Here is a 25,972-nt window from a genome sequence, read left to right as displayed (position 1 = left end):
AGAATGGTCTCCATGCGTATTGCGACCCTCACCTCCGGTGGTGACTGCCCTGGCCTCAACGCTGTGATCCGTGGCATCGTGCGCACGGCCAGCTCCGAGTTTGGATCGACGGTGGTCGGTTACGAGGACGGCTGGGTGGGCCTCATGGAGGATCGCCGCGTGCAGCTCTACGACGACGAGCGGATCGACAAGATCCTGTTGCGCGGCGGTACGATCCTGGGCACCGGGCGCCTCCACCCCGATAAGTTCAAGGAGGGCCTGGACCAGATCAAGGCCAACCTGGAGGACGCCGGGGTGGACGCCCTGATCCCCATCGGCGGCGAGGGCACGCTCAAGGGGGCCAAGTGGCTCTCCGATAACGGAATCCCGGTGGTGGGCGTGCCCAAGACCATCGACAACGATGTCAACGGCACGGACTACACCTTCGGCTTCGACACCGCCGTGTCCGTGGCCACGGACGCCATCGACCGCCTGCACACCACCGCGGAGTCCCACAACCGCGTGATGATCGTGGAGGTCATGGGGCGGCACGTGGGGTGGATCGCCCTGCACGCCGGGATGGCCGGGGGCGCGCACTACACGGTGATCCCGGAGGTGCCCTTCGACATCGCGGACATCTGCAAGGCGATGGAGCGCCGCTTCCAGATGGGGGAGAAGTACGGCATCATCGTCGTGGCCGAGGGTGCGCTGCCCGCCGAGGGCACGATGGAGCTGCGCGAGGGCGAGGTGGACCAGTTTGGCCACAAGACCTTCACCGGGATCGGCCAGCAGATCGCGGACGAGGTCCACGCCCGCCTGGGCCACGACGTGCGCACCACGGTGCTCGGGCACATCCAGCGCGGCGGCACACCCACCTCCTTCGACCGGGTGCTGGCCACCCGCTACGGGGTGCGCGCCGCGCGCGCCTGCCACGAGGGGCACTTTGGCAAGACCGTGGCCCTCCACGGGGAGAACATTGAGATGATCCCGCTCGCGGAGGCGGTGGGAACCCTCAAGGAGGTGCCGCTGCGCCGCTACGAGACGGCCCAGGCCATGTTTGGATAGGGGCCGCCACCGGCTAGAGTGACATCCATCATTACCGCCGAGTCAGCGCAGGGGATGTCACCATGCCGCAGCCTAAGCCCGCCCGGGGCGCGCACGTCGCCGCCCTGGGCTTTCCCCTTCTCGTCCTGCTCGGCGGGGCCGTCGGCTTCCTCGCCCCCGCGAGCGTTGCGCCCCTGTCCGGGGCTACCCCCTGGCTGCTGGGGCTCGTCATGTTCGGCATGGGGCTGAGCCTGCGCCCGGGGGACTTCCGCCCCGTGCTCGCCCGCCCCCTGCCGGTGCTGCTGGGGGTGGCGGCCCAGTACGTCATCATGCCGGCGGCGGCCGTGGCGGTGGTGCGGCTGCTGCGGCTGCCCCCGGAGATCGCCGTCGGGGTGATCCTGGTGGGCTGTGCCCCGGGCGGCACCAGCTCCAACGTGGTCTGCCTGCTCGCGCGCGCCGACGTCGCGCTGTCCGTCACCATGACCTCGGTGTCCACGCTGTTGGCCCCGCTGCTCACCCCGGCGCTCACGCTGTGGCTGGCGGGGCGGTACATGCCGCTGAGCGCGGGGGAGATGGCCGCCTCCATCGTGCAGATGGTGCTCGTCCCCGTGGTGGGCGGCCTGCTGGTGCGGCGGTGGTGCGGGGGCCTCGTGGCCCGCCTCCTCCCGGCGCTGCCCTGGTTCTCCGTGGCCGCCATCGCGCTCATCGTGGCGATCGTGGTGTCCGGCTCGCGGGACCGCCTCGCGGAGGCGGGAGCGCTGGTGATGGCGGCGGTGGTGCTGCACAACGCCCTGGGCTATGCGCTCGGCTACGCGGTGGCCAGGGCCACCCGGCAGCCGGTGCCGGTGCGGCGCACCGTGAGCATCGAGGTGGGAATGCAGAACTCGGGGTTGGCGGCCGGGCTGGCCGCCCGGTACTTCGATCCCGCCTCCGCCCTGCCCGGAGCGCTTTTCTCCGTATGGCATAACATTTCCGGGGCCATAATCGCCGCGCTGTGCGGGGCGGCGGATCGGAGAAAATAGGGGCGTTAGCGGAATCGCTGCACCGAATGGGTCCCGTTGGCGTCGTAATGTATCCCGATCCCCATTTCCGTGGCGTTGGGGTCCAGGATGTTATCGCGCTGCCCGTCGGTGTTCATCCAGGCGGATAGGATGGCCTCCGGGGCGTCGAGCCTGGGGGAGAAGGCGAGGTTTTCCGCGGGCGCGTCGGGGCTGTGGTGGAACGCGCCGCTGATGCTGAGCAGCTCTCCCCAGTCGTGGGATTCGAGGGAGAGCGCGTGGTCCAGGCGCAGCTCGGGGAGCCCGTGCTGCGTGCGCTGCTCGTTGGTGAGGCGCAGGAGCAGCGCGGCGGCGGTCTCCTCGCGGGCGGTGTCGTGCGGGGCGGGGATGTCCGCGCCAGCGGGGGCGGCGCTGGCGGCGGCCAGGGCGATCGTGGGCAGGAACAGTGCTGCGTGTTTCTTGCGTTTGTGCACGCCGGTAACCTCTTTTCTCGTGGGGCTATACCGTGAGGGGATCTTTCCTTCCCCTGCAATTTTCAGCCTAATATTTCCCTGTTAAGGCGGCAATGTTTTTGCCATTTATCACATTTTATTTTGCCCGCCGGGAAATGCCGGGTAAACGCCCGATGAAGTATTTTTCCCGGCGCGCGCGGCGGCGTCGCGGACGGGGAGCCGAGGAGGGGGCCGGGCGCGGGCGAGGTCGGCCCCGCCCGCCGTGCCGCGGGACCGGCGCGCGCACTACACTGTGTGGCTATGACTGCCGCGAGCTATGACCTGATGGATTTTGACGAGGTACTGGAGAAGTTTGACCCGGTGATGGGCCTCGAGGTGCACGTGGAGCTGGCCACGAACACCAAGATGTTCTCCTCCTCCTCCGCGCACTTCGGCGCGGAGCCCAATACCAACGTCGATCCGGTGTCCCTGGGCCTGCCGGGCGCGCTGCCCGTGGTCAACGCCAAGGGCGTGGAGTGGGCCATCAAGATCGGCCTGGCGCTGAACTGCTCCATCGCGGAGTCCTCCCGCTTCGCGCGGAAGAACTACTTTTACCCCGATCAGCCCAAGAACTACCAGATCTCCCAGTACGACGAGCCCATCGCCTACGACGGCTACCTCGACGTGGTGCTGGACGACGGCACCCCGTGGCGCGTGGAGATCGAGCGCGCCCACATGGAGGAGGACACCGGCAAGCTCACGCACCTGGGCGGCGCGGACGGTCGCATCCACGGGGCCACGGCCTCGCTGGTGGACTGCAACCGCGCGGGCATCCCGCTCATCGAGATCGTGACCAAGCCGATCGAGGGGGCGGGCGAGCGCGCCCCGGAGGTCGCCCGCGCCTACGTCTCCGCGCTGCGCGACCTGGTCAAGGCGCTGGGCGTGTCCGACGCCCGCATGGACCAGGGCTCCATGCGCGTGGACTCCAACCTCTCCCTGCGCCCGGTGGGCACCACGGAGTTTGGCACCCGCACGGAGACCAAGAACATCAACTCGCTGAAGTCCGTGGAGCAGGCCGTGCGCTTTGAGATGCAGCGCCAGGCCGCCGCCATCGAGGCGGGCGAGGAGATCGTGCAGGAGACCCGCCACTACCAGGAGTCCGACGGCACCACCTCTAAGGGCCGCCCCAAGGAGACGGCCGAGGACTACCGCTACTTCAACGACCCCGACCTGCCCCCGGTGCTCGCCCCGCGCGAGTGGGTGGAGGAGATCCGGGCCACGCTCCCGGAGCTGCCCTGGGTGCGCCGCGCCCGGATCCAGAAGGAGTGGGGCCTCTCCGACGCCGAGATGCGCGACCTCGTCAACGCCGGTGCGCTGGACCTCATCGTGGAGACCACCGAGGCGGGCGCCAGCGCCGACGAGGCGCGCGCCTGGTGGGTGTCCTACCTCTCCCAGAAGGCCAACGAGGCCGGGGTGGAGCTGGACGCCGTGGGGATCACCCCGGCCCAGGTGGCCCGCGTGGCCGAGCTGGTGCGCGAGGGCAAGCTCACCAACAAGCTCGCCCGCCAGGCCGTGGACGGCGTGCTGGCGGGCGAGGGCGGCGTGGACGAGGTCGTGGCCGCGCGCGGGCTCGAGGTGGTGCGCGACGACGGCGCCATCGAGGCCGCCGTGGAGGAGGCCCTGGCGGCCAACCCGGACATCGTGGAGAAGTACAAGGCGGGCAACACCAAGGTGACCGGGGCCATCGTGGGCGCGGTGATGAAGGCCACCCGGGGCAAGGCCGATCCCAAGCAGGTGAACGAGCTGATCGCCCGGAAGCTTCAGGCCTAACTGTCGCTGCGCTGAAGAAACAGCTACCCTGGTACCTCGTTCGTACCCCGCCTTCTGCGCGGTGGCGCGCCCGGGGGAGGCGCGCTGCCCCGGGCGGGGCCCGGTGGCGCGGGGATGTCGATAAGCTTTGAGGAGCTGTTTCTTGCTGTGAGGAAGTCAATATCGATCGCTTTGTCGTTCGTGGGTCTGCTGGTGGGAGCCGGCTTTGCCACGGGCGCGGAGGTCATTCAGTACTTCATATCGTTCGGAAGCGTGGGCATCGTCGGCGCGGTGATCTCGGGCATCATCATGACCGTCGCGGGAGCGGTGATCCTGGGCCTGGGTAGTTACTTCATGGCCGACGAGCACAACATGGTGTTCCGCAACGTGGCGCACCCGGTGATGTCCCGCATCCTGGACATCGGCGTGACGGCCACGCTCTTTGCCATCGGCTTTGTCATGCTCGCCGGGGCGGGCGCCAACCTGGAGCAGCAGTTTGGCCTCCAGGCGTGGCTCGGCTCCGGCATCATGACGCTGATCGTGATGGCGGTGGGCCTGCTGGACGTGGATAAGGTGTCCAAGATCATCGGCGGGATCACCCCGCTGATCATCGTGGCCGTCATCGGCGTGTTCGTCTACACCATGCTCAACCTCCCGGAGAGCACCGAGGGCATCAGCGAGCTGGCGCAGCAGACAGACTCCCCGGTGAGCCCCTGGTGGCTGTCCGCCCTGAACTACAACGGCCTGGCCCTGCTGCTGGGCGTGTCCATGTGCCTGGTCATCGGCGGCAACCACTCGGACCCCCGCGCCGTGGTGCGCGGCGGCATCATGGGCGGGCTGACCTACATGGTGCTGCTCGTGGTGGCGGCCGTGGTGCTCTTCCTGAACTTCCGCGAGGTGGGCAGCGCGAGCGTGCCCATGCTCTCGCTGTATGAGAGCATCTCCCCGGCGCTGGCGCTCATCATGGCGCTCATCATCTTCGCCATGATCTTCAACACGGCCATCGGCATGTTCTACGCCCTGGGCCGCCGCATGACGGCAGGCAACCCCGGCAAGTACAAGCCCGTGTACCTGGTGCTGTGCCTGATCGGGTACGGCATTAGCTTCTTCGGCTTCGAGGCCCTGATGAACTACGTGTACCCGGCCATCGGCTACACCGGCATCGTTATGGTGGGCATGCTGGTGTACTGGTGGGTGAAGAACCGCTCCGTGATCAAGGAGGAGATCGAGCGCCGCGACCGCATCCGCGAGCTGACGTACAACCGCGAGCACCCGGACGAGGACTTCTCCCGCGCGGACGCCCACGAGCTGCGACAGCACGTGCAGGACTCCAACATCACCGACGAGATGCTCACCACCTCCATCGAGGAGGAGGTGACCACGGAGCTGATCGAGGACGACTCCGTGGATTACGACGGCCCGGAGGAGACCCAGGCCACCGGGGCGGGCGAGCCCCGCTAGAAAAGCGCGTAGGGTGGCGGGCATGAGTTATCAGCCTGCCGCCAACCGCTACGAGAACATGCCGTACCGCCCGGTGGGGCGCTCGGGATTAAAGCTCCCGGCGATCTCCCTGGGCCTGTGGCACAACTTCGGTGAGGATAAGCCGCTGGAGACCCAGCGCGCCATCCTGCACCGCGCCTTCGATCGGGGGATCACGCACTTCGATCTGGCCAACAACTACGGCCCGCCCGCCGGGAGCGCGGAGGAGAACTTCGGCCGCGTCCTGCGGGAGGACTTCTCCGCGCACCGTGACGAGATGATTATCTCCTCCAAGGCCGGGTGGTACATGCACCCCGGGCCCTACGGCTTCGGCGGCTCCCGCAAGTACCTGGTCAGCTCGCTCGATCAGTCCCTGCGCCGCCTCGGGGTGGACTACGTGGACATCTTCTACCACCACCGCCCGGACCCTGATACCCCGCTGGAGGAGACGATGTACGCCCTGCGGGACATCGTGGCCTCCGGCAAGGCCCTCTACGTGGGCATCTCCTCGTACGGCCCGGAGCTGACCGAACGCGCCGCGGAGATCATGGAGGAGGAGGGCTGCCCGCTGCTGATCCACCAGCCCAGCTACTCCATCCTCAACCGCTGGGTGGAGGAGCCGGGGGAGGAGTCCGGGGAGTCCCTGCTGGAGACGGCCGCGGACAACGGCCTGGGCGTCATCGCGTTTTCCCCGCTGGCGCAGGGGCTGCTCACGGACCGCTACCTGAATGGCGTGCCCGAGGGCTCGCGGGCGGCGAGGGGCGCGAAGTCCTTCCAGGACGCCATGCTCTCCGAGGAGAACCTGAACATGGTGCGCGCGCTCGACGGGATCGCCAAGCGGCGCGGTCAGAGCCTGGCGCAGATGGCCATCTCCTGGGTGCTGCGCCGCCCGGAGGTCACCTCGGCGCTGCTGGGTGCCTCCTCCGTGGAGCAGCTCGACGCCAACCTGGAGGCGCTGAACAACCTGGACTTCTCCGAGGAGGAGCTGGCCGAGATCGACGCCGCCGCCAGCGACGCCGGGATCAACATCTGGGCGGGCGCCACCGCCTCCAAAAAGCGCTGATTACATCAGGGCGAGCTTGACGCACAGGGCGATGAGGATGACGCCGAAGGCGGCGTTGAGCACGCGCCACACCCGGGGGTTGGACAGCGGGCGCGAGAGCGCGCCCGCCCCGTAGCCCACGGAGGTAAACCACAGGAGGCTGGCGGCCAGGGCCCCGGCGATGAAGGCCCACCGCCCGCCGGGTCCGTACTGCAGGGAGATGCCGCCGACCATGACCATCCCGTCCAGGTAGGCCCCGGGGTTGAGCCAGGTGAGGGCCAGCGCGGCCAGCGTGGGGCGCACCCACGCCCGCGCGCGGGCGGGCGAGCGGGTGAGCACCGCCGTGCTGCCGGGGGCGGCGTCGGGCTCCTCCAGGGGCTCGCGCCGGTCCACCACGGTCACCTCGCCGCCGTGGCGGGGGAAGAGGGCGTCGCGCAGGGAGCAGAAGGCGAACCAGGCCAGGTACACGATGCCGACGATCCGGAGCGCGTCGAGCGCCAGGGGGTAGCGCTGCGTAATGACCCCCATGCCCAGGGCCCCGGCGGTGTACAGGAGGGCGTCGGAGAGGAAGCACACCAGGATCACCGCCGTGATGCCCTCCCGGCGGATGCCCTGCTTGATGAGCAGGATGTTCTGCGGACCCATCGCCACGATGAGGGAGATGCCGAGCAGGAAACCGGAGAGAGCTATGGACATGACAACAGTCTCCGCGAGCGGGCCCATGAAGTAAATCTTGCATTTCGTTATGATGTGAAGGCGTGCTTCATCTGCTGTGTCCTCCCTGGGTATTCGAGGGGGAAAGAGTGACAAATATCATTGAGGGGGTGCGGTGAATCCCATACACATGGCCACGCTGCTGGCCATCGTCGATACCGGCAGCTTCGAGGCCGCGGCCGCCGACCTCGGCGTCTCCCCGTCCGCCGTGAGCCAGCGGGTCAGGGCGCTGGAGGGCGAGATCGGCCGGGTGCTGCTGCGCCGCACCGCGCCCGTGGCTCCCACCGAGGCGGGCGAGGTGTTGGTCCAGGCGGCGCGCCGCATGGCGCTCCTGGAGGCGGAGACGGACGCCCAGATGGGGCGACGCATCGGCAGGGTGCCCCTGGCGGTGGCCATCAACGCGGACTCCCTGGCCACGTGGTTTCGCCCCGTCCTGGCGCGCGCGGCGGCGTGGCGGCACACGGCGCTCCGGCTCCGCCTGGAGGACGAGGCGCACACGCTGGCCCTGCTGCGCCGGGGCGACGTGCTCGGGGCGGTGACCCGGGAGGCCACGCCCGTGTCCGGGTGCCACGCGGTGCCCCTGGGCACCGTGCGCTACCGCGCGGTGGCCACCCCGCACCTGCGCAGCCGCTACAGCACCCTGGAGGGTGTGGACTGGGCGCGGATGCCGGCGCTGCGGTTCGGCCCCCGCGACGGCCTCCAGGACGTGGACCTCGAGGGACGCCTCGACCCCTCGGTGCGCCGTCAGCGCCGGGTGAGCCACGTCCCCTCCTCCGAGGCCTTCGTGGAGGCCACCCGGGTGGGCCTGGGCTGGTCCCTGCTCCCGGAGCAGCAGGCCGCGCCGCTGCTCGGCAGCGGCGAGCTGGTGTTCCTGGACGAGCGGGTGCAGGAGGTGCCGCTGTTCTGGCAGCGCTGGCGGCTGGAATCCGCCGCCTTATCCGAGCTGAGCGCCGCCGTCCTCGACGCCTCCGCCGAGCTGCGCGAATGAGCCTCGAACGGCCCCGTCCCACCCCCTTGTTAGCGTGAGGGGCATGATGAGAAAGATGGTCACCGCCGCGGTGGTGACGCTCCTGTGCGTCCTCGGGGTCTCCTACTATCACCCTGGGGAGGTCATGCCGGGGGAGGTCCCGCCGGGCGAGGAGGCCCCCGGCGGCGCGGTTCCCGGCCAGGGCGGGGCCCCGGCGGGGGAGGAATACCTGGCGCGGCTCGACTCCCTCCCGGTGAAGGGGCGCGCGCCCATGACTGGCTACAGCAGGGAGGCCTTCGGCCAGGCGTGGTCGGACGACGTGGAGGTGGACGGCGGGCACAACGGCTGCGATACGCGCAACGACATCCTGCGCCGAGACCTCACCGGCGCGGTTATCAAGCCGGGAACGCACGGCTGCGTGGTGGCCTCCGGGGTGCTACAGGACCCGTACTCGGGCCGTCCCATCGACTTCGTGCGCGGGGTGGACTCCTCCCGGGCGGTGCAGATCGATCACGTGGTGGCCCTGGCGGACGCCTGGGTCAAGGGGGCCCAGCAGCTCGACGAGCAGGCCCGGCGCAACCTGGCGAACGATCCGCTGAACCTCCTGGCGGTCGATGGCGGGCTCAACAACCAGAAAGGGGCGGGGGACGCGGCCACGTGGCTGCCGCCGAATAAGGCCTTTCGGTGCGAGTACGGGCGCAGGCAGGTGGACGTCAAGCAGCGCTACGGCCTGTGGGTGACCCCGGCGGAACGGGACGCGCTGGCCGGGATTCTGTCCCAGTGCTAGGCGCACCGGCGCGCCAGCGGCGGCGGGCTAAGGCTGCTTGGTTATCCTGGCACACATGAGCCACGATTCCATCCCCGACCGCGCCGACAAGGCGGACGGCGACGACCTGGACGTTCCCACCTTCACCCCGTCCGCCGCCACCCCTGCGTCCAAGCCGACGCCCACCGACCCCTATAAGAAGGTGGGGCGCGCCGCGCCGCAGGAGATCCGCCCGCGCGACCCGCAGGCCGAGAGGGCCACCGTGTCCGAGGTGCCCGAGGCGCCCGAGGCGCCCGAGGCTGCGGGGGAGAAGAAGGAACCGAAGCAGGAGCCGAGGAAGGCCGAGGGGGATCGCAGCGCCCCGCTGCTTTCCGACGCCCCCACGCGGACCCTCGAGCGCCCCGACAGCACAGCGCGCCCCGAGAGCGCCAAGAGCGCCGCCGCCGAGGCGGCGTCCACGGGTGCCGCCAAGGCCGGGGACAAGACCCCGGAGGGCCAGCCCGGGAAGAAGGCGGCCGAGAAGGCCGCGAACGAGCGGCCCAAGGAACCCGAGACGCCCGCCCCCGCCCCGGGGCGCGCGGATACCGTCCGGATTCCCGCGGACCCGGCGGCCCCCGCCGCCCCGGGCCGCGCCGAGGAGCCCTCGGCGGCGTACGCGGGGGCCTCGGCCCCCGTGGTGGAGGAGCAGCCGGAGGAGCTGGAGCACCGGCGCGGCACCCTCGATCTCGGGCTGCTGCTGTTGCGCTGCGCCGTGGGGTTCTGGCTGATCCTGCACTCCATGAGCGTGTTCTTCCACCTCGGGGACTCCCAGGGCCTTTCCGGCCTGGAGGCCCAGTATTCCGCCTACGCGGAGCCGCGCCTGCTGTCCATCGCGGTTCCCTCCGTGGGGCTGGCCGCCGGGGTATTCCTGGTGCTGGGGTTGATGACGCCGTTGTTCGCCGCCGCGGCGGTGGCGGTCACCGGCTTTAGCGCGCTGGACGCCCTGGCGCACGCGCACGTCGGCATGGACGTGTTCTCCTGGCCGGATGCGCTGTGGCTCCCCGTGATCCTCGGCGGCGGCGCGGCGGCGCTGCAGTTTACCGGCCCCGGCCTGTATTCCCTGGACTTCTCCCGGGGCTGGGCGCGCCGCCCGCTGGGCAGCGCCTGGCTCGGGGCGATCCTCGGGGTGCTCGGCGCGGCGGCCGCGTGGTGGTTCGGCGCGGGGATCAACCCGCTGGCGTAGCCGCCCGCGCGCTCCCGCGTTCGCGCGGGGCGGGCACCGCCAGGGCCGCTGCGGGGAGCAGGAGCAGGGCCATCCACACGTAGTCGGAGACGAGGAACCGCTCCAGGGGGGAAAGCTCCGCGTAGCTCACGCCGTCGCCAAACCACCACTTGGGCGGGTTGGAGATGACCATGAGCACCCAGGCACCGGTGACGGCGCCGAGGGGCCAGCGGGAGCGCAGCGGGGCGGTGCCCAGGTGCCAGGCCGCCACGGGGAGGACCACGGCGAGCCACACCCAGTGGTGCGACCAGGACACGGGGGAGATGAGCAGCATGACGAGGCTGTTGATGAGCCACGCCTCGGTGGGGCGCTGCGCGCGCAGCAGGCGCAGCATCACCCAGGAGCCGCAGAGGATCACCGCGAGGGCGCACGCCGCCCACGCCAGGGTGAGCAGGGAGGCGTGATCGCGGGCCCAGGCCTCGGTGGGGGACCACCGGGTGAGCATGGCCTGCAGGGAGCTGTTGGAGGTGTAGGTGGGGTCCACGCCGAAGTCCTCCCCGGAGCCCATGCCCAGGAGCACGGAGCCGAAGTACTCGGCGGTGGAGTCCCACCGCACCAGGGCGCCGATCCCGGTGGCCGCCAGGGCGGAGGCCCCGGCCACGAGGATCGGGCGGAGCCGCCCGCGCAGGAGGAAGTACAGGAGCATGGCGGCCGGGGTGATCTTGATGGCCACGGCCAGGCCGATGAGCCAGCCCTGGGGCAGGCGGCGTCGCCGGGGCACCAGGTCCAGGATCACGAGGGCCATGACGAGGATGTTGATCTGGGCAAAGCCGTTGTTGAGTTCCACCGGCTCCCAGCCCAGCACCGCCCCCCAGGCCAGGGTGGACAGCGGCCAGGCCCAGGGGCGGTGCGCGGGGGAGACCACGGCGCGCAGCACCAGGTATAGGCACAGCAGGAGCAGCCCGTTGGAGAGGGCCACCATGAGGTCGCCCGCGAGGTCGTGGCCTATCCACGGGGCGGAGAAGGGGGCCAGCGCCAGCGCGCCGAAGGGCGGGTAGATGAAGGGCAGCTCGGTGTCCCCCGCGAGCATGGGAACGGAGTACACCTCGCGCCCCGAGAGGAAGGCCCATACCCCCTCCCGGTAGATGATCATGTCCACCGGGAAATCCGTGGCGCCCCACTGGCGGAAGGTGGCGCCGAGGCCTATGACCAGGCCCAGGATGGTAAGAATGCAGCGAAGATGAGGGGGAGGGGAAGGCATAGTGGCGGCTATCTTACCGCCCGGGCCTACTCCACGTGCCGCACGGCTCCCTTATCCGCCGAGGTGGCCATGGCGGCGTAGGCGCGCAGGGCCTTGGAGACCGTGCGCTTCCTGTCCACCGGGGTCCACGGCTTCTCGCGGGCCTCCATCGCCGCGCGGCGCCGCTCGATGACCTCCTCGGGGACGTCGAGGGTGAGCAGGCGCTTGTGGACGTCGATGGTGATGACGTCGCCGTCCTCCACGAGCCCGATGAGCCCGCCGTGGGCGGCCTCGGGGGACATGTGGCCCACGGAGAGTCCGGAGGTGCCGCCGGAGAAGCGGCCGTCCGTGATGAGCGCGCACTTCTTGCCCAGCCCGGCCCCCTTGAGGAAGGACGTGGGGTGCAGCATCTCCTGCATTCCGGGGCCGCCGGCCGGGCCCTCGTAGCGGATCACCACCACCTCGCCGGGCTGGACCTGGCGCGCCAGGATGGTGGACACCGCCTGCTCCTGGCTCTCCACCACGCGGGCGGGGCCGGAGAAGCGCCAGAGTTCCTCGTCGATCCCGGCGGACTTGATCACCGCGCCGTCGGGGGCGAGGTTGCCACGCAGGATCACCAGGCCGCCGTCTGCGGTGTAGGCGTGGGCCACGTCGCGGATGCAGCCGTTTTCGGCGTCGGTGTCCAGGGTTTCCCAGGTGTTGGACTGGGAGAACGCCTCGGTGGTGCGCACCCCGCCGGGGGCGGCGTGGAACAGCTCCACGGCGGCGTCGGTGGCCTTGCCGCCGCGCACGTCCCAGTCGTCCAGCCACTCGTCCACGGAGCCGTAGAGGGCGGTGTGCACGTCCTTTTCCAGCAGCCCGGCGCGGTGCAGCTCGCCCAGGATGGCGGGGATGCCCCCGGCCCGGTGCACGTCCTCGATGTGGTAGTCCGAGTTGGGGGAGACCTTGGACACGCAGGGGATGCGGTAGGAAAGCTCGTCGATGTCGCTGAGGGTGAAGTCCACCTCGCCCTCCTGTGCGGCGGCCAGGGTGTGCAGCACGGTGTTGGTGGAGCCGCCCATGGCCATGTCCAGGGCCATGGCGTTGAGGAAGGCCTGCTTGGTGGCGATGCTGCGCGGCAGCACCGCGTCGTCCCCCTCGCCGTAGTAGCGCCGACACATGTCCACGATCATGGAGCCCGCCTGCTCGAAGAGGCGGCGGCGGGCGGTGTGCGTGGCCAGGGTGGTGCCGTTGCCGGGCAGGGAGAGCCCCAGGGCCTCGGTGAGGCAGTTCATGGAGTTGGCGGTGAACATGCCGGAGCAGGAGCCGCAGGTGGGGCAGGCGATGCTCTCCATCGCGGTGAGTCCGGCGTCGGAGACGCTGCTGTCCGCCGAGGCGGTGATGGTGCTGATGAGGTCGGTGGGCGGGTAGGCCACGCCGTCGATCACCACGGCCTTGCCGGCCTCCATCGGGCCGCCGGAGACGAAGATCGCGGGGATGTTCAGCCGCATGGCGGCGTTGAGCATGCCGGGGGTGATCTTGTCGCAGTTGGAGATGCACACCATGGCGTCCGCCGTGTGCGCGTTGACCATGTATTCCACGGAGTCCGCGATGATCTCCCGGCTGGGCAGGGAGTAGAGCATGCCGCCGTGGCCCATGGCGATGCCGTCGTCCACGGCGATGGTGTTGAACTCCTTGGGCACGCCGCCGGCGGCGCGCACGGCCTCGGCCACCACGTCGCCCACGTTCTTGAGGTGGACGTGGCCGGGCACGAACTGGGTGTAGGAGTTCACGATGGCCACGATGGGCTTGCCGAACTCGTGTTCCTTGGTTCCGGTGGCGCGCCACAGGGCGCGGGCTCCGGAGGCATTGCGGCCGACGGTGGTGACTTTTGATCGCAGCGGGATCACGGGAAATCTCCTCTTATAACTGACTGCGCTTTTTTCAGTTAGTTTGACTGTTCCTTGTGCATGGCGGCGTATTCCTCACGGGTGACGAGGACGCGCTCGCCATTGCGACGAACAATGGCTACCTTGTCGTCTACCGCTTCCCGTCCCACGGTCAGTGCGTCGGGGATGCGTCCCCGCGAGGCCTGCGCCAGCCTCGGCAGGGAGTTGAAGCTCACCGCAGGCAGGGAGAACTGCTCCCCCCGGCGGGAGCGGGCAAAGCTCCGCGAGCCCTTGAATCCTATGCCCTCGAAGTCCTCCCAGGACACCGCGCGCGGGCCTCGGAAGGCGTAGCGCGCGGAGATCCCCCGGGCGTCCACGCGCGTGCGGGCGCGCAGCAGCCACCACAGGTACGCCGCGGGCAGCAGCAGGAACCAGGCCAGCAGGGCCGGGGCGTGGCTGATGGGGATGAGCATCATGAGGATCATGAACACCACCACCGCCGCGTGAAAGCGCTCCGGGCGGAAGTCCACGGGGGTCGGTGCGTCGGGATTCATGCCCCACATCGTAGCCAACGGCTGTGACGTTGCTCAAAAGGGCTCACAAGGAAATCGCAGGGGGATCGTGGGGGCAGAGTGGCCTCACCGCCCCATCGCCGCACCGGCGGGGTCGTTCGGGGCGTCGGCAAGCGACGTTGGTGCGGGCACAGTGAATAAAAAGCATGGCACGGGTCACCTCATGGTGTATAGTGCGGAGTCATGCTGATTATTCGACTCGTACTTGTACCCGGGCGGCGCGTGCCGTAGCGGCTGGTTCAGGTCGAAGCGCACGGCGCCCTCCGCAACACCCACCCACGGTGGCTGCGCGAGGGCGCTTCGCATAGCTTGCGGCGCCCGCCACCCCGGGGCGTCCACCCCTTCTGACAACCCGCAGATAACTCCCCATAAATTCATTAAGACCTTAAGGAGCCTGACACACGTGAATGCGCAAGCAAAGCAACCCCCGCTGCCGTCCACGCTTGCTCGCAAGGCCGCGGCGGATCGTCGGCCCCCGGAGCGCATGACCGGGGCGCAGGCCGTGGTGCGCTCGCTGGAAGAACTCGGTGCCGACGTGGTGTTCGGGCTGCCGGGCGGGGCCGTGCTGCCCCTGTACGATCCGCTGTATTCGTCCACCAAGGTTCGCCACGTGCTCATGCGCCACGAGCAGGGCGCGGGGCACGCGGCCGAGGGGTACGCCCAGGTCACCGGCAGGGTGGGCGTGTGCATCGCCACCTCCGGGCCGGGTGCCACCAACCTGGTCACGCCGATCACGGACGCCAACCTGGACTCCGTCCCCCTGGTGGCCATCACGGGGCAGGTGGGCAGCGGCCTGCTGGGCACGGACGCCTTCCAGGAGGCGGACATCCGCGGGATCACCATGCCGGTGACCAAGCACAACTTCATGGTCACGGACCCCAACGACATCCCCCGTGCCCTGGCCGAGGCCTTCCACCTGGCCGCCACCGGGCGGCCCGGCCCGGTGCTGGTGGACATCCCCAAGGACGTCCAGGACGCGGAGATGGACTTCTCCTGGCCGCCCGCGATCGACCTGCCCGGCTACCGGCCGGTGACCACCCCCCACTCCCGGCAGATCGCGCAGGCCGTGGACCTGATCGCCCGGGCCGAGCGGCCGGTGCTCTACATCGGCGGCGGGGTCATCAAGGCCAACGCCGCCGAGCAGCTGCGCGAGTTCGCGGAGGCCTCCGGCATTCCCGTGGTGACCACGCTCATGGCCCTGGGGGCCTTCCCGGAGTCCCACCCCCTGCACATGGGCATGCCGGGCATGCACGGCTCGGTGCCCGCCGTGGGGGCGCTGCAGCGCTCGGACCTGCTCATCGCCATCGGCACGCGCTTCGACGATCGCGTGACGGGCAAGGTGGACGCCTTTGCCCCCGAGGCCAAGGTGATCCACGCGGACATCGACCCGGCGGAGATCGGCAAGATCCGCGCGGCGGACGTGCCCATCGTGGGTGACGCCCGCGAGGTGCTCTCCGAGCTGACCCGGGCCTACCGCGCCGGGCGGGACAAGGGCGTGGAGGGCCCGGACGTGACCTCCTGGATGGAGTACCTCAACGACCTGCGCGAGCGCTTCCCGCGCGGCTACGAGGAGCCCACGGACGGCTTCCTGGCCCCGCAGCGGGTGCTGGAGGCGCTGTCCCGGGAGGCCGGGCCGGAGGCGATCTATGCGGCGGGCGTGGGCCAGCACCAGATGTGGTCCGCGCAGTTCCTGGACTTCGAGAACCCCCGCACCTGGCTGAACTCCGGGGGCCTGGGCACGATGGGCTACGCCATCCCGGCGGCCCTGGGCGCCAAGGCCGGGGCCCCGGAGGCCGAGGTGTGGGCCATCGACGGCGACGGCTGCTTCCAGATGACCAACCAGGAGCTGACCACCGCCGCGGTGGAGGGCATGCCCATCAAGGTGGCCCTCATCAACAACGGCAACCTGGGCATGGTGCGCCAGTGGCAGACGCTGTTCTACGGCGGGCGCTACTCCAACACCAAGCTGCGCGAGCAAAACGAGTACGTGCCGGACTTCGTGGGCCTGTCCGAGGCGCTGGGCTGCGCGGCGCGCCGGGTGACCTCGGAGGAGGAGATCGTTCCGGCGATCCGGTGGGCCCAGCAGATCAACGACCGCCCGGTGGTGCTGGACTTCATCGTCGGCCAGGACGCGCAGGTGTGGCCGATGGTCTCGGCGGGCTCCTCCAACTCGGAGATCCGCTACGCGCACGATTTACGTCCGCTATTTGTTGAGGAGGAGCAGGCCTAATGGCACACACGGAGTTCACTCGCCACATCCTGAGCGTGCTGGTGCAGGACGTCGATGGCATCATTTCGCGGGTTTCGGGCATGTTCACCCGCCGGGGGTTCAGCCTGGTCTCCTTCGTCTCGGCCAAGACCTCCACCCCGGGGATCAACCGCCTTACCATCGTGGTGGACGCGGACGAGGTGCGCATCGAGCAAATCTCCAAGCAGCTCAACAAGATCGTTCAGGTCATCAAGGTGGTGCGCCTGGAGGAGGACGCCACGGTGGCCCGCGCGCTGCTGCTGGTCAAGGTGGAGGTGGATAACCACACCCGGCCGCAGGTGGTGGACGCCGCCACGATCTTCCGCGCACGCGTGGTGGACGTGGCCCCGGACTCGGTGGTCATCGAGGCCACCGGCATGCCGGGCAAGCTGCGGGCGCTGCTCGACGTCCTGGAGCCCTTCGGCATCCGGGAGATGCTGCAGTCCGGGCAGATCGCCCTCCATCGCGGGCCGCGCACGCTGTCCCCGGCGCCCTCCCGCTCCTAATGTTTCATCATGTGAGACATTTATCTTCCATCCATCCCGTATAGTGAAACGTGATCCGGTAGGGTTGACAGCAAGAACCTTCCGGTTACGTCCCAAAAAGAAAGGTGAGAGCAACTCTCATGGCTATTGAAGTTCTCTACGATGCCGACGCCGACCTGTCCATCATCCAGGGGCGCAAGGTGGCCGTGATCGGCTACGGCTCCCAGGGGCACGCGCACGCGCAGAACCTGCGCGATTCCGGCGTGGAGGTCGTGGTGGGCCTGCGCGAGGGCTCCCGCTCCGCGGAGAAGGCCCGCGAGGCCGGGTTCGAGGTCAAGTCCAACGCCGAGGCCGCCGCCTGGGCCGACGTCATCATGATCCTGGCCCCGGACACCACCCAGGCCAGCCTGTTCACCGAGGAGATCGAGCCCAACCTCAAGGACGGGGACGCGCTGTTCTTCGGCCACGGCCTGAACATCCACTTCAAGCTGATCGACCCCCCGGCCAACGTCACCGTGGGCATGGTGGCCCCCAAGGGGCCGGGCCACCTGGTGCGCCGCACCTATGCGGACGGCAAGGGCGTGCCCTGCCTCATCGCCGTGGACCAGGACCCCAAGGGCGAGGGGCGCGAGCTGGCCCTCTCGTACGCCGCCGCCATCGGCGGCGCCCGCGCCGGCGTGATCCCCACCTCCTTCCGCGAGGAGACGGAGACGGACCTCTTTGGCGAGCAGGCCGTGCTCTGCGGCGGGCTGGAGTACCTCATCACCAGCGGCTTCGAGGTGCTCACCGAGGCGGGCTACGCCCCGGAGATGGCCTACTTCGAGTGCCTGCACGAGATGAAGCTCATCGTGGACCTCATTTACGAGGGCGGCCTGAAGAACATGAACTACTCCGTGTCCGACACCGCCGAGTACGGCGGCTACCTCTCCGGGCCGCGCGTGGTGGACGAGGGCGCCAAGGACCGCATGCGCGAGGTGCTCAAGGACATCCAGGACGGCACCTTCGTCAAGGCGCTGATCGCCAACGTTGAGGGCGGCAACAAGGACCTCGAGGAGCGCCGCGAGAAGATCGCCTCGCACCCCATCGAGGAGACGGGCGCGAAGCTGCGCGACCTGATGAGCTGGGTGAAGACCCCGCTGAACGAGACGGCCTAGGGGATATTCTCAAAAGGCTTTCAATAAGCGCGGCGGGGCGCTACCATCGTGGGGCATGAGCGGTCATGCCCACCATCACGCCCCCTCCTCGCTGAGGTCCCTGCTGGGGGTTATCGCCCTCACGGGGACCATCTTTTGCGCCGAGCTGATCGCGGGCCTGCTCTCCGGCTCCCTGGCGCTGCTGTCCGACGCCATGCACATGCTCTCGGACTCCACGGGGCTCATCCTCGCCCTGGTGGCGATCCTGATCGGGCGACGCCCGCCCAGCCGCCGGGCCACCTTTGGGCACCGCCGCGTGGAGGTGCTGGCCGCCGCCGTCAACGCCGTGGCCGTGACCGCCATCTCCGTGTGGATCGTGGTGGAGGCCCTGGGCCGCTTCCGCAGCACCGCGCAGATCGATACCACCACCATGCTCCTCGTGGCGGTCATCGGGCTGGCGGCCAACGGCGCCTCCGCCATGATCCTCACCCGCCGCCAGCACGATAGCCTCAACATGCGCGGGGCCTACCTGCACGTGCTCTCGGACCTGCTGGGCTCGGTGGCGGTGATCGCCGCGGGCCTGATCATCCGCTTCACCGGCTTCCTGGCCGCCGATACGATCGCCTCCCTCGTCATCGCGGCCCTGGTGATACCGCGCTCGGTGAGCCTGGCCAGGTCCTCGGTGCGGGTGCTGCTCAACCAGGCGCCCGAGGGCGTGGACACGCGCGAGGTGGAGGAGCGGCTGCGCGCGGTGCCGGGGGTCAGCGAGGTCCACGACCTCCACCTGTGGTCCACGGACGGCAATCACCCCCTGGTCACCTGCCACCTCGTGGCGCGCCAGGGCGGCTATGCGCGGGTGCTGGACGCCGCCCAGGCCGCGCTGCGCGAGATCGGCATCGACCACGCCACGATCCAGGTGGAGGAGCCGGGCCACAGGGGTCATGAGCAGGTATGCGGGGGTTAGCCGGGGCGCAGTAGCATGGGCGGCATGGGATTTTCCACGCCGAGCTATGGCCTCTTAGACCTCTTTGCCCGTATTGATCGAGGCGACATCCAGCTCCCCGATTTTCAGCGCGACTACGCCTGGGACGTCGATCGCATCCGCTCCCTGGTGGTCACGGTGCTGCGCGGTTATCCGGTGGGCTGCTTCATGGCGCTGGATACCCGCAACACCCCCATGCGCTTCCGCCCCCGCCCCATCGAGGGAGCCCCGGACACCGGCAACGCCCCGGGCATGCTGCTTCTCGACGGCCAGCAGCGCCTGACCACCCTGTACCACACCCTGCAGGGCGACGGCTTTGCCACCGGGGTGGACTTCCGGGGCCGCCCGGTGCGCCGGGCCTTTTACGTGGACGTGGAAAAGGCCACCTCCGCCGACGTGCTGCCGGACGAGGCCGTGTTCGCCGTGGCCGAGGACGGCACCATCTGCTCGCACTTCGCCCCGGAGACGGTGGGCAGGCAGTGCATCCCCGTGTCTACCCTGCTGGGGGAGGGGGCCACGGACAAGCTCTTCGACCTCATCGACGGGGCGGACGAGGCCACGCGCTCGGCGGTCAAGGCCTTCTATCAGAGGATCGTGTACCCCCTGGCCGCCTACAGCGTGCCCATGATCCGGCTCTCGCGGGAGACGGCCCGCTCCGGGGTGGGCTCCATCTTCGCCCAGGCCAACTCGGCGGGCCTGCAGATGGACGTCTTCGAGCTGCTCACCGCCGTCTTTGCCACGGAGGACGAGGACTTCTCGCTGGCCCAGGACTGGGCGGACACGCGGCGGGCGCTGCGCAAGTACCCGGCGCTCGACGGCGTGGATCGCACGGCCTTCCTCACCGCCGTCTCCCTGCTGGCCACCGCGCGCCGGGGGCACGCGGCGGGCAACCGGGAGGACATCCTGGGGCTGAGCCTGGGGGAGTACCGCAGGGCCGCCCACGACATCCGCATCACGCTGCGCGAGGCCGCCGAGTTTCTCATCCAGCGCTGCATTTTCGACCTCACGCAGGTGCCCTACCGCGCGCAGATCGTGCCGCTGGCGGTGATCCTCGCGCTGCTGTCCGATACCCCCGCCGCGCTGACCACGTCCAAGGCCTGGGACCGGCTGGATCGGTGGTTCTGGTCGGGCGTGCTCGGAGAGCTGTACGGCTCCGCGGCGGTGATTAACCGCATGGCGCACGACGTGGATCAGGTCACCGCCTGGATCAGGGAGGAGACGGACCAGGAGCCCAAGACGGTGCGCGACGCCGTGTTCCACGAGGAGCGCCTGTACACGGTGGACGAGGGCTCCGGGGTGTTCCACGGCATGTACGCGCTGCTCATGAACAGCGGCGCGCGCGATTGGCGCACCTCCGCCCCCTTCGATCGGTGGACCTTCCGGGACCTCAACCCCACGTACGCGCAGATCTTCCCCGCGCAGTGGTGCCGGGACAACGGCGTAGAGGCGCTGCTCGTGGGCGGCGTCATCAACCGCACCCCCATGGGCAAGCGTACCGAGGTGGTGCTGGACGGATTCAGCCCGGCGCGGTACCTGCCCAGGGTGCAGTCCAAGTCCCTGATGGAGGACGAGGAGTTCGACGCGATCCTGGCCACCCACCACCTCGACCCGGAGCTGCTGCACGCGGGCCGGGTGCGGGAGTTCTTCGAGGATCGCGCCGAGCGCCTGCTGGCGCTTATCTCGCGGGCGATGGGCAAGGAGGTCATCCGGGCGGGATCGGCGGAGTTGGCTACCATGAGCGAGGTAGACAACAACGAGGAAGAGGGGACAGTCGAGTGAAGTTTCGTGGAAAGCTGAGCCTTCTCACCGCGGTGGGAATGAGCGCCGGGCTGCTGGTGGCGTGCTCCTCTGAGGGGGACCAGGCCGAGGGCCAGGGGGTGGTGGACAGCGGGGCCGCGCCCGCGGACTCCGTGGAGGCCGCCAAGGCGGAAAACCGCAGCCGCAACGTGGAGGAGCGCTTTGGGGATCGGCCCCGGGTGCTCGCCGGTGAGGATCGCTCGGGCGTGGAGTCCTCCCAGCTCTTCTTCGAGAACTCCGAGACCGCCGTGGTCGTCGGCGGAGCCGAGCCGGAGCGCCTGCGGGCGGTCTCGCTCAGCCTGGCCGCGCACGCCCCGGTGGTGGGGCTGACCCCGGACAACGCCGAGGAGGTGAAAAAGGAGCTTTCCCGCCTGGGCGCCACCACGGTGCTCGCCGTGGGCGACGTGGATCTTCCGGGCCTGGACTCCGGGATCACCCTGGTGCGCGACCCCGGCACCGAGGAGGCGCTGAGCGCGCTGACCTCCCTGCGCTTCGGGGAGTCGGCGGTGGCCGCCCCGCAGGACATGGCCAAGGCGGTGGCGGACTACAACCCCTCCGAGCCCACCGAGCTGACCGCCGGCTGGCTCCCGGAGGCGGGGCCCGAGGATGCGGGCGCGGACGAGGGGCGCTCGGACGAGGAGCCCGGCACCTTCCCCGTGCAGAGCGCGCGGGACGGCGCCACGGCCCCCGTGGTGGTGGCCTCCCCGCAGTCCCCGATCCTGGACGTGGCCAACGCCCGGGCCTACGGCGCGCAGGTGCGGATGATGGACTACCCCGATCCGCGCGTCAGCGAGGACGCCACCAAGATGGTGGCCGGGCTGGAGGATCACCCCTTGGTGGCCCTGGGCGCGGGCTTTGGCACCGGTGAGCAGCTTTCGGAGAAGATCACCCTGGCCCAGAAGGTGACCACGCAGTTGCCCGGCGGCGGCACCATGGTCTTTCCCGGGCGGCGCATGATCGCGCTCTACGGCCACCCCTCGGGCGGCGCGCTGGGCGTGATGGGCGAGCGCAGCCCGGAGGAGTCCGTGGCCTACGTGCGGGATCTGGTGGCCCAGTACCAGGACCTCAACCCGGCGGAGCCGGTGATCCCCGCCTTCGAGATCATCGCCACCGTGGCCTCGGAGTTCCCGGGCGAGGACGGCGACTACTCCAACGAGGCCGCCCCCGAGGAGCTGCTGCCGTACATCGACGCCATCGTGGAGGCGGGCGGCTACGCCGTGCTGGACCTGCAGCCGGGCAAGGCGAACTTCCTGGATCAGGCCAAGCGCTACGAGGAGCTGCTCAAGCGGCCCAACGTGGGCCTGGCCCTGGACCCGGAGTGGCGCATCGGGCAGGACGAGCAGCCGCTGAGCCGCGTGGGCAGCGTGGAGGCCGAGGAGGTCAACGCCGTGGCGGACTGGCTGGCGGACCTCACCGAGAAGAACAACCTGCCCCAGAAGGCCTTTGTTCTCCACCAGTTCCAGTTGCAGATGCTGCGGGATCGGGAGAACATCCGCACCGATCACCCCGAGCTGGCCTACGTGCTGCACGCCGACGGCCACGGGGTCGAGGCGGAGAAGTTCGATACCTGGAACGTCATGCGGCAGGGGCTGAGCCCGGACTGGTTCATGGCCTGGAAGAACTTCTTCGACGAGGACACGCCCATGTTCACCCCGGAGCAGACGTACGCGGTCGATCCGCGCCCGTGGTTCGTTTCCTACCAGTGAATAGAAAAAGGGGACACGGAGGCCGCGGCGTCGTAGAATGACGGGAAGTATTCGCCGCGACCAAACAAGGAGAGTCGTTCCCCGTGTCCCGTCCCGTTGTTCTTATTGCCGATAAATTGTCCCAGTCCACCGTCGACGCGCTCGGGGATTCCGTGGAGGTGCGGTGGGTCGATGGCCCCAATAGGCAGGAGCTTCTCGCCGCCGTGCCGGAGGCGGACGCCCTGCTGGTGCGCTCCGCCACCACCGTGGACCGGGAGGTGCTCGAGGCGGCCCCCAAGCTCCAGATCGTGGGCCGCGCCGGGGTGGGGCTGGACAACGTGGACGTGGAGGCCGCCACGGAGCGCGGCGTGATGGTGGCCAACGCCCCCACCTCGAACATCCACTCCGCCTGCGAGCACGCCATCGCCCTCCTGCTGGCCACCGCGCGCCAGATCCCGGCGGCGGATCGCACGCTGCGCGAGGCCACCTGGAAGCGCTCCGACTTCAAGGGCGTGGAGATCTTCGGCAAGACCGTGGGCATCGTGGGCTTCGGGCACATCGGGCAGCTCTTTGCCCAGCGCCTTCAGGCCTTCGACGTCGCCACGATCCTCGCCTACGACCCTTACGCCAACCCCGCGCGGGCCGCCCAGCTCGGGGTGGAGCTGACCGACCTCGAGGATCTCATGGGCCGCAGCGACTTCGTGACCATCCACCTGCCCAAGACCAAGGAGACGGCGGGGATGTTCGGCACCGAGCTGCTGGCCAAGGCCAAGGAGGGGCAGATCCTCATCAACGCCGCGCGCGGCGGGCTGGTGGACGAGCAGGCCCTGGCGGAGGCGATTACTTCCGGGAGGATCCGGGGCGCGGGCTTTGACGTGTACGCCACCGAGCCCTGCACGGATTCCCCGCTGTTTGGCCTCGACGAGGTCGTGGTCACCCCGCACCTGGGCGCCTCCACGGTGGAGGCCCAGGATCGGGCGGGCACCGACGTGGCGGCCTCCGTGCTCAAGGCCCTGGCCGGGGAGTTCGTGCCGGACGCGGTGAACGTCTCCGGCGGGCGCGTGGGCGAGGAGGTCGCCGCCTGGATGGAGCTGACCCGCAAGCTCGGCGCGCTGGCGGGCTCCCTGCTGGGGGCCGCGCCGGACACGGTGATCGTCTCCGCCCGCGGCGAGCTGTCCACGGAAAAGGTGGACGGCCTGGGGCTCTCCGCGCTGCGCGGCCTCTTCTCGGGGATCTCGCAGACCCCGGTGACCTTTGTGAACGCCCCGCGCATCGCGGAGGAGCGCGGCGTGAAGCTGAAGGTGGAGACGCACTCGGAGTCCGCCTTCCACCGCTCCGTGGTGGAGGTCAAGGTCATCGGCGCAGATGGTGCCCAGGCTAGCGTGATCGGCGCGCTGCCCGGCCTGGAGCGCGTGGAAAAGATCGTGCGCATCAACGGCCGTGGCGTGGACATGCGCGCCACCGGGCTCAACATCTTCCTGCGCTACACCGACGCCCCGGGCGCCCTGGGCACCGTGGGCTCCATGCTGGGGGAGCGCGGCATCAACATCGAGGCCGCCGCGCTCACGCAGGCCGCCGACGGCGACGAGGCCATGCTCATCCTGCGGGTGCAGGACGAGGTGCCGGAGGACCTGCTGGCGTCGATCGCGGACGCGCTGAAGGCCACGGCCTTCCAGCTTTCCCTGAACTAACGGAAAGGACGGTGCCGGTGGAGGCAGAGCAGGGCGTAGAGAGGCTCCTGGGAACCACGGATCGCGGGGCCTACGGGTTGTCCTACAGCGAGCGGGACGGGTGGGCGCGCCTGGAGGCGCGCTGGCGCGGCGGCTTCGCGGAGGCGGAGCGCCAGCGGGCGTACGCCGTGGCGCACCGCCTGAACACCGCGGGCCCCTGGCCCAAGGTCTACGTGGAGGAGGATCAGGCGCTTGCGGTGGTGCACCACCCGCTGCCGCTCACGGAGGCGCAGCTTCGCTCCTTTACCTCGGCCGGGCTGGCGGCGGGGGTGGAGATGTCCGCCGCCTTTGCCGCCGATTTCCCCGGCAGGATCAGCGCGGAGGCCCCGGCCCCGCAGTCCCTCGACCTCGTGGGCGCCCGGGTAGAGCCCGGGGTGACCGCGCGACGCTGGGAGGCGTGGTGCGCCGAGCACGGCGAGCCCGAGGGAATCGCGGCGGATGCCTCCGACGCCGGGCTGCTGGTGCTGGAGGCGCGCGAGGATCTTCCTGGGGTGTCCGAGGAGCTCCTCAACCGCGTGAACGCGCGGATCGACCTCGCCACGGCGTACCGCGACGGGGATTCCGTGGTGGCCCGGGTGGCGGTCCCCGCCGGGGCGGGGCTGACGGAGGAGCAGTTCGACGCCGCGGCGCGCGCCGGGATCGCGTGCCTGCGCCGGGCGCTGTGCGCGGCGGGGGAATCGCTGTAGACTGGCGGGTGTTCACTACGTGAGAAGGGAATCCCGCCAGATGAAAATTGCAGTGATTGCCGGCGACGGCATCGGCCCCGAAGTCACCGCCGAGGCGCTCAAGGTCCTCACCGCCGTGCGACCCGACACGGACGTGACGCAGTTTAACCTCGGGGCGCGCCGCTACCTGGACACCGGGGAACTGCTCACCGACGCCGACCTCGCCGCCCTCCGCGAGCATGACGCCATCCTCCTCGGCGCCATCGGCGCCCCCGGCGAGGTGCCCCCCGGGGTCCTCGAGCGAGGGCTCCTGCTCAAGATGCGCTTTGCCCTCGACCACCACGTCAACCTCCGTCCCGCCGTGCTCTATCCCACCGCCGCCTCCCCGCTCGCCAACCCGGGGGAGATCGACTTCGTGGTCGTGCGCGAGGGCACCGAGGGCCTCTACTGCGGCAACGGCGGCACCCTCCGCGAGGGAACCCCCCACGAGGTGGCCTCCGAGGTCTCCCAAAACACCCGCTTTGGCGTGGAACGCGTGGTGCGCGACGCCTTCGAGCGCGCCACCCGGCGCCGCAAGCGCCTCACCCTCGTGCACAAGACCAACGTGCTCGTCAACGCCGGAGGCCTATGGCAGCGCACCGTTGACGAGGTGGCGGCCGAATACCCCGACGTGACCGTGGAATACCACCACATCGACGCCGCCACCATCTACATGGTCACCGACCCGCAGCGCTACGACGTGATCGTGACCGACAACCTCTTCGGCGATATCCTCACCGACCTCGCCGGGGCCATCACCGGCGGCATCGGCCTGGCGGCCTCCGGCAACATCGACGCCTCCGGGGCAAACCCCTCCATGTTCGAGCCCGTCCACGGCTCCGCCCCCGACATCGCGGGCAAGGGCATCGCGGACCCCACGGCGGCGATCCTCTCCGTGGCGCTCATGCTGCGCCACCTGGGAGACGAGGAAGGCGCGGCGCGGATCGAGCGGGCCGTTGCCGACGACGTGGCCCGGCGCTCCGGGGACCTTGTGACCGCAGAGGTGGGGGATCGCATCGCTGCGGCCGTGTAGGCCCAGAGCAAGTTGTATGTAATATTGGGGGCGGGCTTGTAAAAGCGCAGGTGAGCAAGTGTATT

22 protein-coding genes are annotated in these 25,972 nt (G+C 69.7%); 17 read left to right on the top strand and 5 right to left on the bottom strand.

Going from position 1 to position 25,972, the window contains the following annotated elements; translation table 11 throughout:
- Window positions 1-12: 12 nt before the first annotated feature.
- Together B140_RS0107005 and B140_RS0107000 are read left to right on the top strand one after the other, a co-directional pair.
- A complete protein-coding gene (locus B140_RS0107005) occupies window positions 13-1,044 on the top strand; it encodes a 6-phosphofructokinase (RefSeq protein ID WP_026166095.1) in 1,032 nt (343 codons plus the stop codon).
- A 62-nt stretch (window positions 1,045-1,106) separates the two neighbouring features.
- Window positions 1,107-2,045, top strand: coding sequence for a bile acid:sodium symporter family protein (locus B140_RS0107000; protein ID WP_018118644.1), 939 nt, complete (start codon window positions 1,107-1,109; stop codon window positions 2,043-2,045).
- A 5-nt stretch (window positions 2,046-2,050) separates the two neighbouring features.
- Here B140_RS0107000 and B140_RS0106995 read toward each other — a convergent pair whose 3' ends face one another.
- Window positions 2,051-2,494, bottom strand: coding sequence for a CAP domain-containing protein (locus B140_RS0106995; protein WP_018118643.1), 444 nt, complete (start codon window positions 2,492-2,494; stop codon window positions 2,051-2,053).
- 279 nt (window positions 2,495-2,773) lie between these two features.
- On the opposite strand from B140_RS0106995, the gene gatB reads away from it, so the two are divergent.
- The 3 genes from gatB to mgrA all read left to right on the top strand — a co-directional run bounded on the left by gatB (window position 2,774) and on the right by mgrA (window position 6,803).
- Window positions 2,774-4,282, top strand: a complete 1,509-nt coding sequence (gene gatB / locus B140_RS0106985; protein WP_026166094.1) for an Asp-tRNA(Asn)/Glu-tRNA(Gln) amidotransferase subunit GatB — start codon at window positions 2,774-2,776, stop codon at window positions 4,280-4,282.
- 147 nt (window positions 4,283-4,429) lie between these two features.
- Window positions 4,430-5,722 carry a YkvI family membrane protein gene (locus tag B140_RS0106980; protein ID WP_083912268.1) on the top strand — a complete coding sequence of 431 codons (1,293 nt, stop codon included), beginning with the start codon at window positions 4,430-4,432 and terminating at the stop codon, window positions 5,720-5,722.
- A gap of 13 nt (window positions 5,723-5,735) precedes the next feature.
- Window positions 5,736-6,803, top strand: a complete 1,068-nt coding sequence (gene mgrA, locus B140_RS0106975; RefSeq protein WP_018118640.1) for an L-glyceraldehyde 3-phosphate reductase — start codon at window positions 5,736-5,738, stop codon at window positions 6,801-6,803.
- Here the strand turns inward: mgrA and B140_RS0106970 are convergent, their stop codons facing one another.
- Entirely contained in the window at window positions 6,804-7,478 is a 675-nt protein-coding gene (locus tag B140_RS0106970) for a LysE/ArgO family amino acid transporter (protein ID WP_018118639.1), read from the bottom strand. It lies immediately after the preceding gene.
- A 133-nt stretch (window positions 7,479-7,611) separates the two neighbouring features.
- On the opposite strand from B140_RS0106970, the gene B140_RS0106965 reads away from it, so the two are divergent.
- Genes B140_RS0106965 through B140_RS12980 form a run of 3 tightly spaced genes read left to right on the top strand, consistent with a single transcriptional unit; the run spans window position 7,612 to window position 10,451 of the window.
- Window positions 7,612-8,484: a LysR family transcriptional regulator ArgP gene (locus tag B140_RS0106965; protein WP_026166093.1), complete on the top strand. Its 873-nt coding sequence runs from the start codon at window positions 7,612-7,614 to the stop codon at window positions 8,482-8,484.
- 43 nt (window positions 8,485-8,527) lie between these two features.
- Window positions 8,528-9,250 (top strand): HNH endonuclease family protein, encoded by a 723-nt coding sequence (locus tag B140_RS0106960; RefSeq protein ID WP_156801687.1) that lies wholly within the window; start codon window positions 8,528-8,530, stop codon window positions 9,248-9,250.
- A 55-nt stretch (window positions 9,251-9,305) separates the two neighbouring features.
- On the top strand, window positions 9,306-10,451 hold the full coding sequence (locus B140_RS12980; protein ID WP_018118636.1) for a DoxX family protein: 1,146 nt from the start codon (window positions 9,306-9,308) through the stop codon (window positions 10,449-10,451).
- On the opposite strand, the gene B140_RS0106950 is transcribed toward B140_RS12980, so the two are convergent.
- From B140_RS0106950 to B140_RS0106940, 3 genes are read right to left on the bottom strand one after another with little or no spacing between them, the layout of a single operon-like run.
- Window positions 10,435-11,691 (bottom strand): glycosyltransferase family 87 protein, encoded by a 1,257-nt coding sequence (locus B140_RS0106950; RefSeq protein WP_018118635.1) that lies wholly within the window; start codon window positions 11,689-11,691, stop codon window positions 10,435-10,437. The genes B140_RS12980 and B140_RS0106950 overlap by 17 nt on opposite strands.
- A 26-nt stretch (window positions 11,692-11,717) precedes the next feature.
- On the bottom strand, window positions 11,718-13,559 hold the full coding sequence (gene ilvD / locus B140_RS0106945) for a dihydroxy-acid dehydratase (protein WP_018118634.1): 1,842 nt from the start codon (window positions 13,557-13,559) through the stop codon (window positions 11,718-11,720).
- Between the two features lie 38 nt (window positions 13,560-13,597).
- Window positions 13,598-14,092: a PH domain-containing protein gene (locus B140_RS0106940; RefSeq protein WP_026166092.1), complete on the bottom strand. Its 495-nt coding sequence runs from the start codon at window positions 14,090-14,092 to the stop codon at window positions 13,598-13,600.
- A 421-nt stretch (window positions 14,093-14,513) separates the two neighbouring features.
- Here B140_RS0106940 and B140_RS12195 point away from each other — a divergent pair, with 421 nt between their 5' ends.
- From B140_RS12195 to B140_RS0106895, 9 genes are all read left to right on the top strand, one after another.
- Window positions 14,514-16,340, top strand: coding sequence for an acetolactate synthase large subunit (locus B140_RS12195; RefSeq protein ID WP_040426247.1), 1,827 nt, complete (start codon window positions 14,514-14,516; stop codon window positions 16,338-16,340).
- Complete coding sequence (gene ilvN / locus B140_RS0106930; protein WP_018118631.1) at window positions 16,340-16,864, top strand: acetolactate synthase small subunit; 525 nt, start codon at window positions 16,340-16,342, stop codon at window positions 16,862-16,864. Before B140_RS12195 ends, ilvN begins: the two co-directional genes overlap by 1 nt.
- A gap of 119 nt (window positions 16,865-16,983) precedes the next feature.
- Entirely contained in the window at window positions 16,984-17,997 is a 1,014-nt protein-coding gene (gene ilvC, locus B140_RS0106925) for a ketol-acid reductoisomerase (RefSeq protein WP_018118630.1), read from the top strand.
- Window positions 17,998-18,052: 55 nt separating this feature from the next.
- The gene (locus tag B140_RS0106920) at window positions 18,053-18,940 is read left to right on the top strand and encodes a cation diffusion facilitator family transporter (protein WP_018118629.1); all 888 of its coding nucleotides are present in this window, start codon (window positions 18,053-18,055) and stop codon (window positions 18,938-18,940) included.
- A gap of 24 nt (window positions 18,941-18,964) precedes the next feature.
- Window positions 18,965-20,737: a DUF262 domain-containing protein gene (locus B140_RS12190; RefSeq protein WP_051069270.1), complete on the top strand. Its 1,773-nt coding sequence runs from the start codon at window positions 18,965-18,967 to the stop codon at window positions 20,735-20,737.
- Entirely contained in the window at window positions 20,734-22,461 is a 1,728-nt protein-coding gene (locus B140_RS0106910; protein ID WP_018118627.1) for a hypothetical protein, read from the top strand. The genes B140_RS12190 and B140_RS0106910 overlap by 4 nt, the downstream gene beginning before the upstream one ends.
- An 83-nt stretch (window positions 22,462-22,544) precedes the next feature.
- The gene (serA, locus tag B140_RS0106905; protein ID WP_026166090.1) at window positions 22,545-24,131 is read left to right on the top strand and encodes a phosphoglycerate dehydrogenase; all 1,587 of its coding nucleotides are present in this window, start codon (window positions 22,545-22,547) and stop codon (window positions 24,129-24,131) included.
- A 17-nt stretch (window positions 24,132-24,148) separates the two neighbouring features.
- Complete coding sequence (locus tag B140_RS0106900; RefSeq protein ID WP_156801686.1) at window positions 24,149-24,856, top strand: type III secretion system chaperone family protein; 708 nt, start codon at window positions 24,149-24,151, stop codon at window positions 24,854-24,856.
- Between the two features lie 40 nt (window positions 24,857-24,896).
- Complete coding sequence (locus B140_RS0106895; RefSeq protein WP_026166089.1) at window positions 24,897-25,907, top strand: 3-isopropylmalate dehydrogenase; 1,011 nt, start codon at window positions 24,897-24,899, stop codon at window positions 25,905-25,907.
- Window positions 25,908-25,972: the final 65 nt, after the last annotated feature.

Source organism: Corynebacterium mastitidis DSM 44356, assembly GCF_000375365.1.
GTDB classification, from domain to species: domain Bacteria; phylum Actinomycetota; class Actinomycetes; order Mycobacteriales; family Mycobacteriaceae; genus Corynebacterium; species Corynebacterium mastitidis.
This window is presented reverse-complemented; position numbering and strand designations above follow the sequence as displayed.

What these genes read in the sequence shown, in the direction of transcription:
- B140_RS0107005 (WP_026166095.1), top strand. Translation starts at nt 13, where the DNA reads ATGCGTATTGCGACCCTCACCTCCGGTGGTGACTGCCCTGGCCTCAAC.
- B140_RS0107000 (WP_018118644.1), top strand. Translation starts at nt 1,107, where the DNA reads ATGCCGCAGCCTAAGCCCGCCCGGGGCGCGCACGTCGCCGCCCTGGGC.
- gatB (WP_026166094.1), top strand. Translation starts at nt 2,774, where the DNA reads ATGACTGCCGCGAGCTATGACCTGATGGATTTTGACGAGGTACTGGAG.
- B140_RS0106970 (WP_018118639.1), bottom strand. Translation starts at nt 7,478, where the DNA reads ATGTCCATAGCTCTCTCCGGTTTCCTGCTCGGCATCTCCCTCATCGTG.
- B140_RS0106960 (WP_156801687.1), top strand. Translation starts at nt 8,528, where the DNA reads ATGATGAGAAAGATGGTCACCGCCGCGGTGGTGACGCTCCTGTGCGTC.
- B140_RS12980 (WP_018118636.1), top strand. Translation starts at nt 9,306, where the DNA reads ATGAGCCACGATTCCATCCCCGACCGCGCCGACAAGGCGGACGGCGAC.
- B140_RS0106950 (WP_018118635.1), bottom strand. Translation starts at nt 11,691, where the DNA reads ATGCCTTCCCCTCCCCCTCATCTTCGCTGCATTCTTACCATCCTGGGC.
- B140_RS0106940 (WP_026166092.1), bottom strand. Translation starts at nt 14,092, where the DNA reads ATGAATCCCGACGCACCGACCCCCGTGGACTTCCGCCCGGAGCGCTTT.
- ilvN (WP_018118631.1), top strand. Translation starts at nt 16,340, where the DNA reads ATGGCACACACGGAGTTCACTCGCCACATCCTGAGCGTGCTGGTGCAG.
- ilvC (WP_018118630.1), top strand. Translation starts at nt 16,984, where the DNA reads ATGGCTATTGAAGTTCTCTACGATGCCGACGCCGACCTGTCCATCATC.
- B140_RS0106920 (WP_018118629.1), top strand. Translation starts at nt 18,053, where the DNA reads ATGAGCGGTCATGCCCACCATCACGCCCCCTCCTCGCTGAGGTCCCTG.
- B140_RS12190 (WP_051069270.1), top strand. Translation starts at nt 18,965, where the DNA reads ATGGGATTTTCCACGCCGAGCTATGGCCTCTTAGACCTCTTTGCCCGT.
- B140_RS0106895 (WP_026166089.1), top strand. Translation starts at nt 24,897, where the DNA reads ATGAAAATTGCAGTGATTGCCGGCGACGGCATCGGCCCCGAAGTCACC.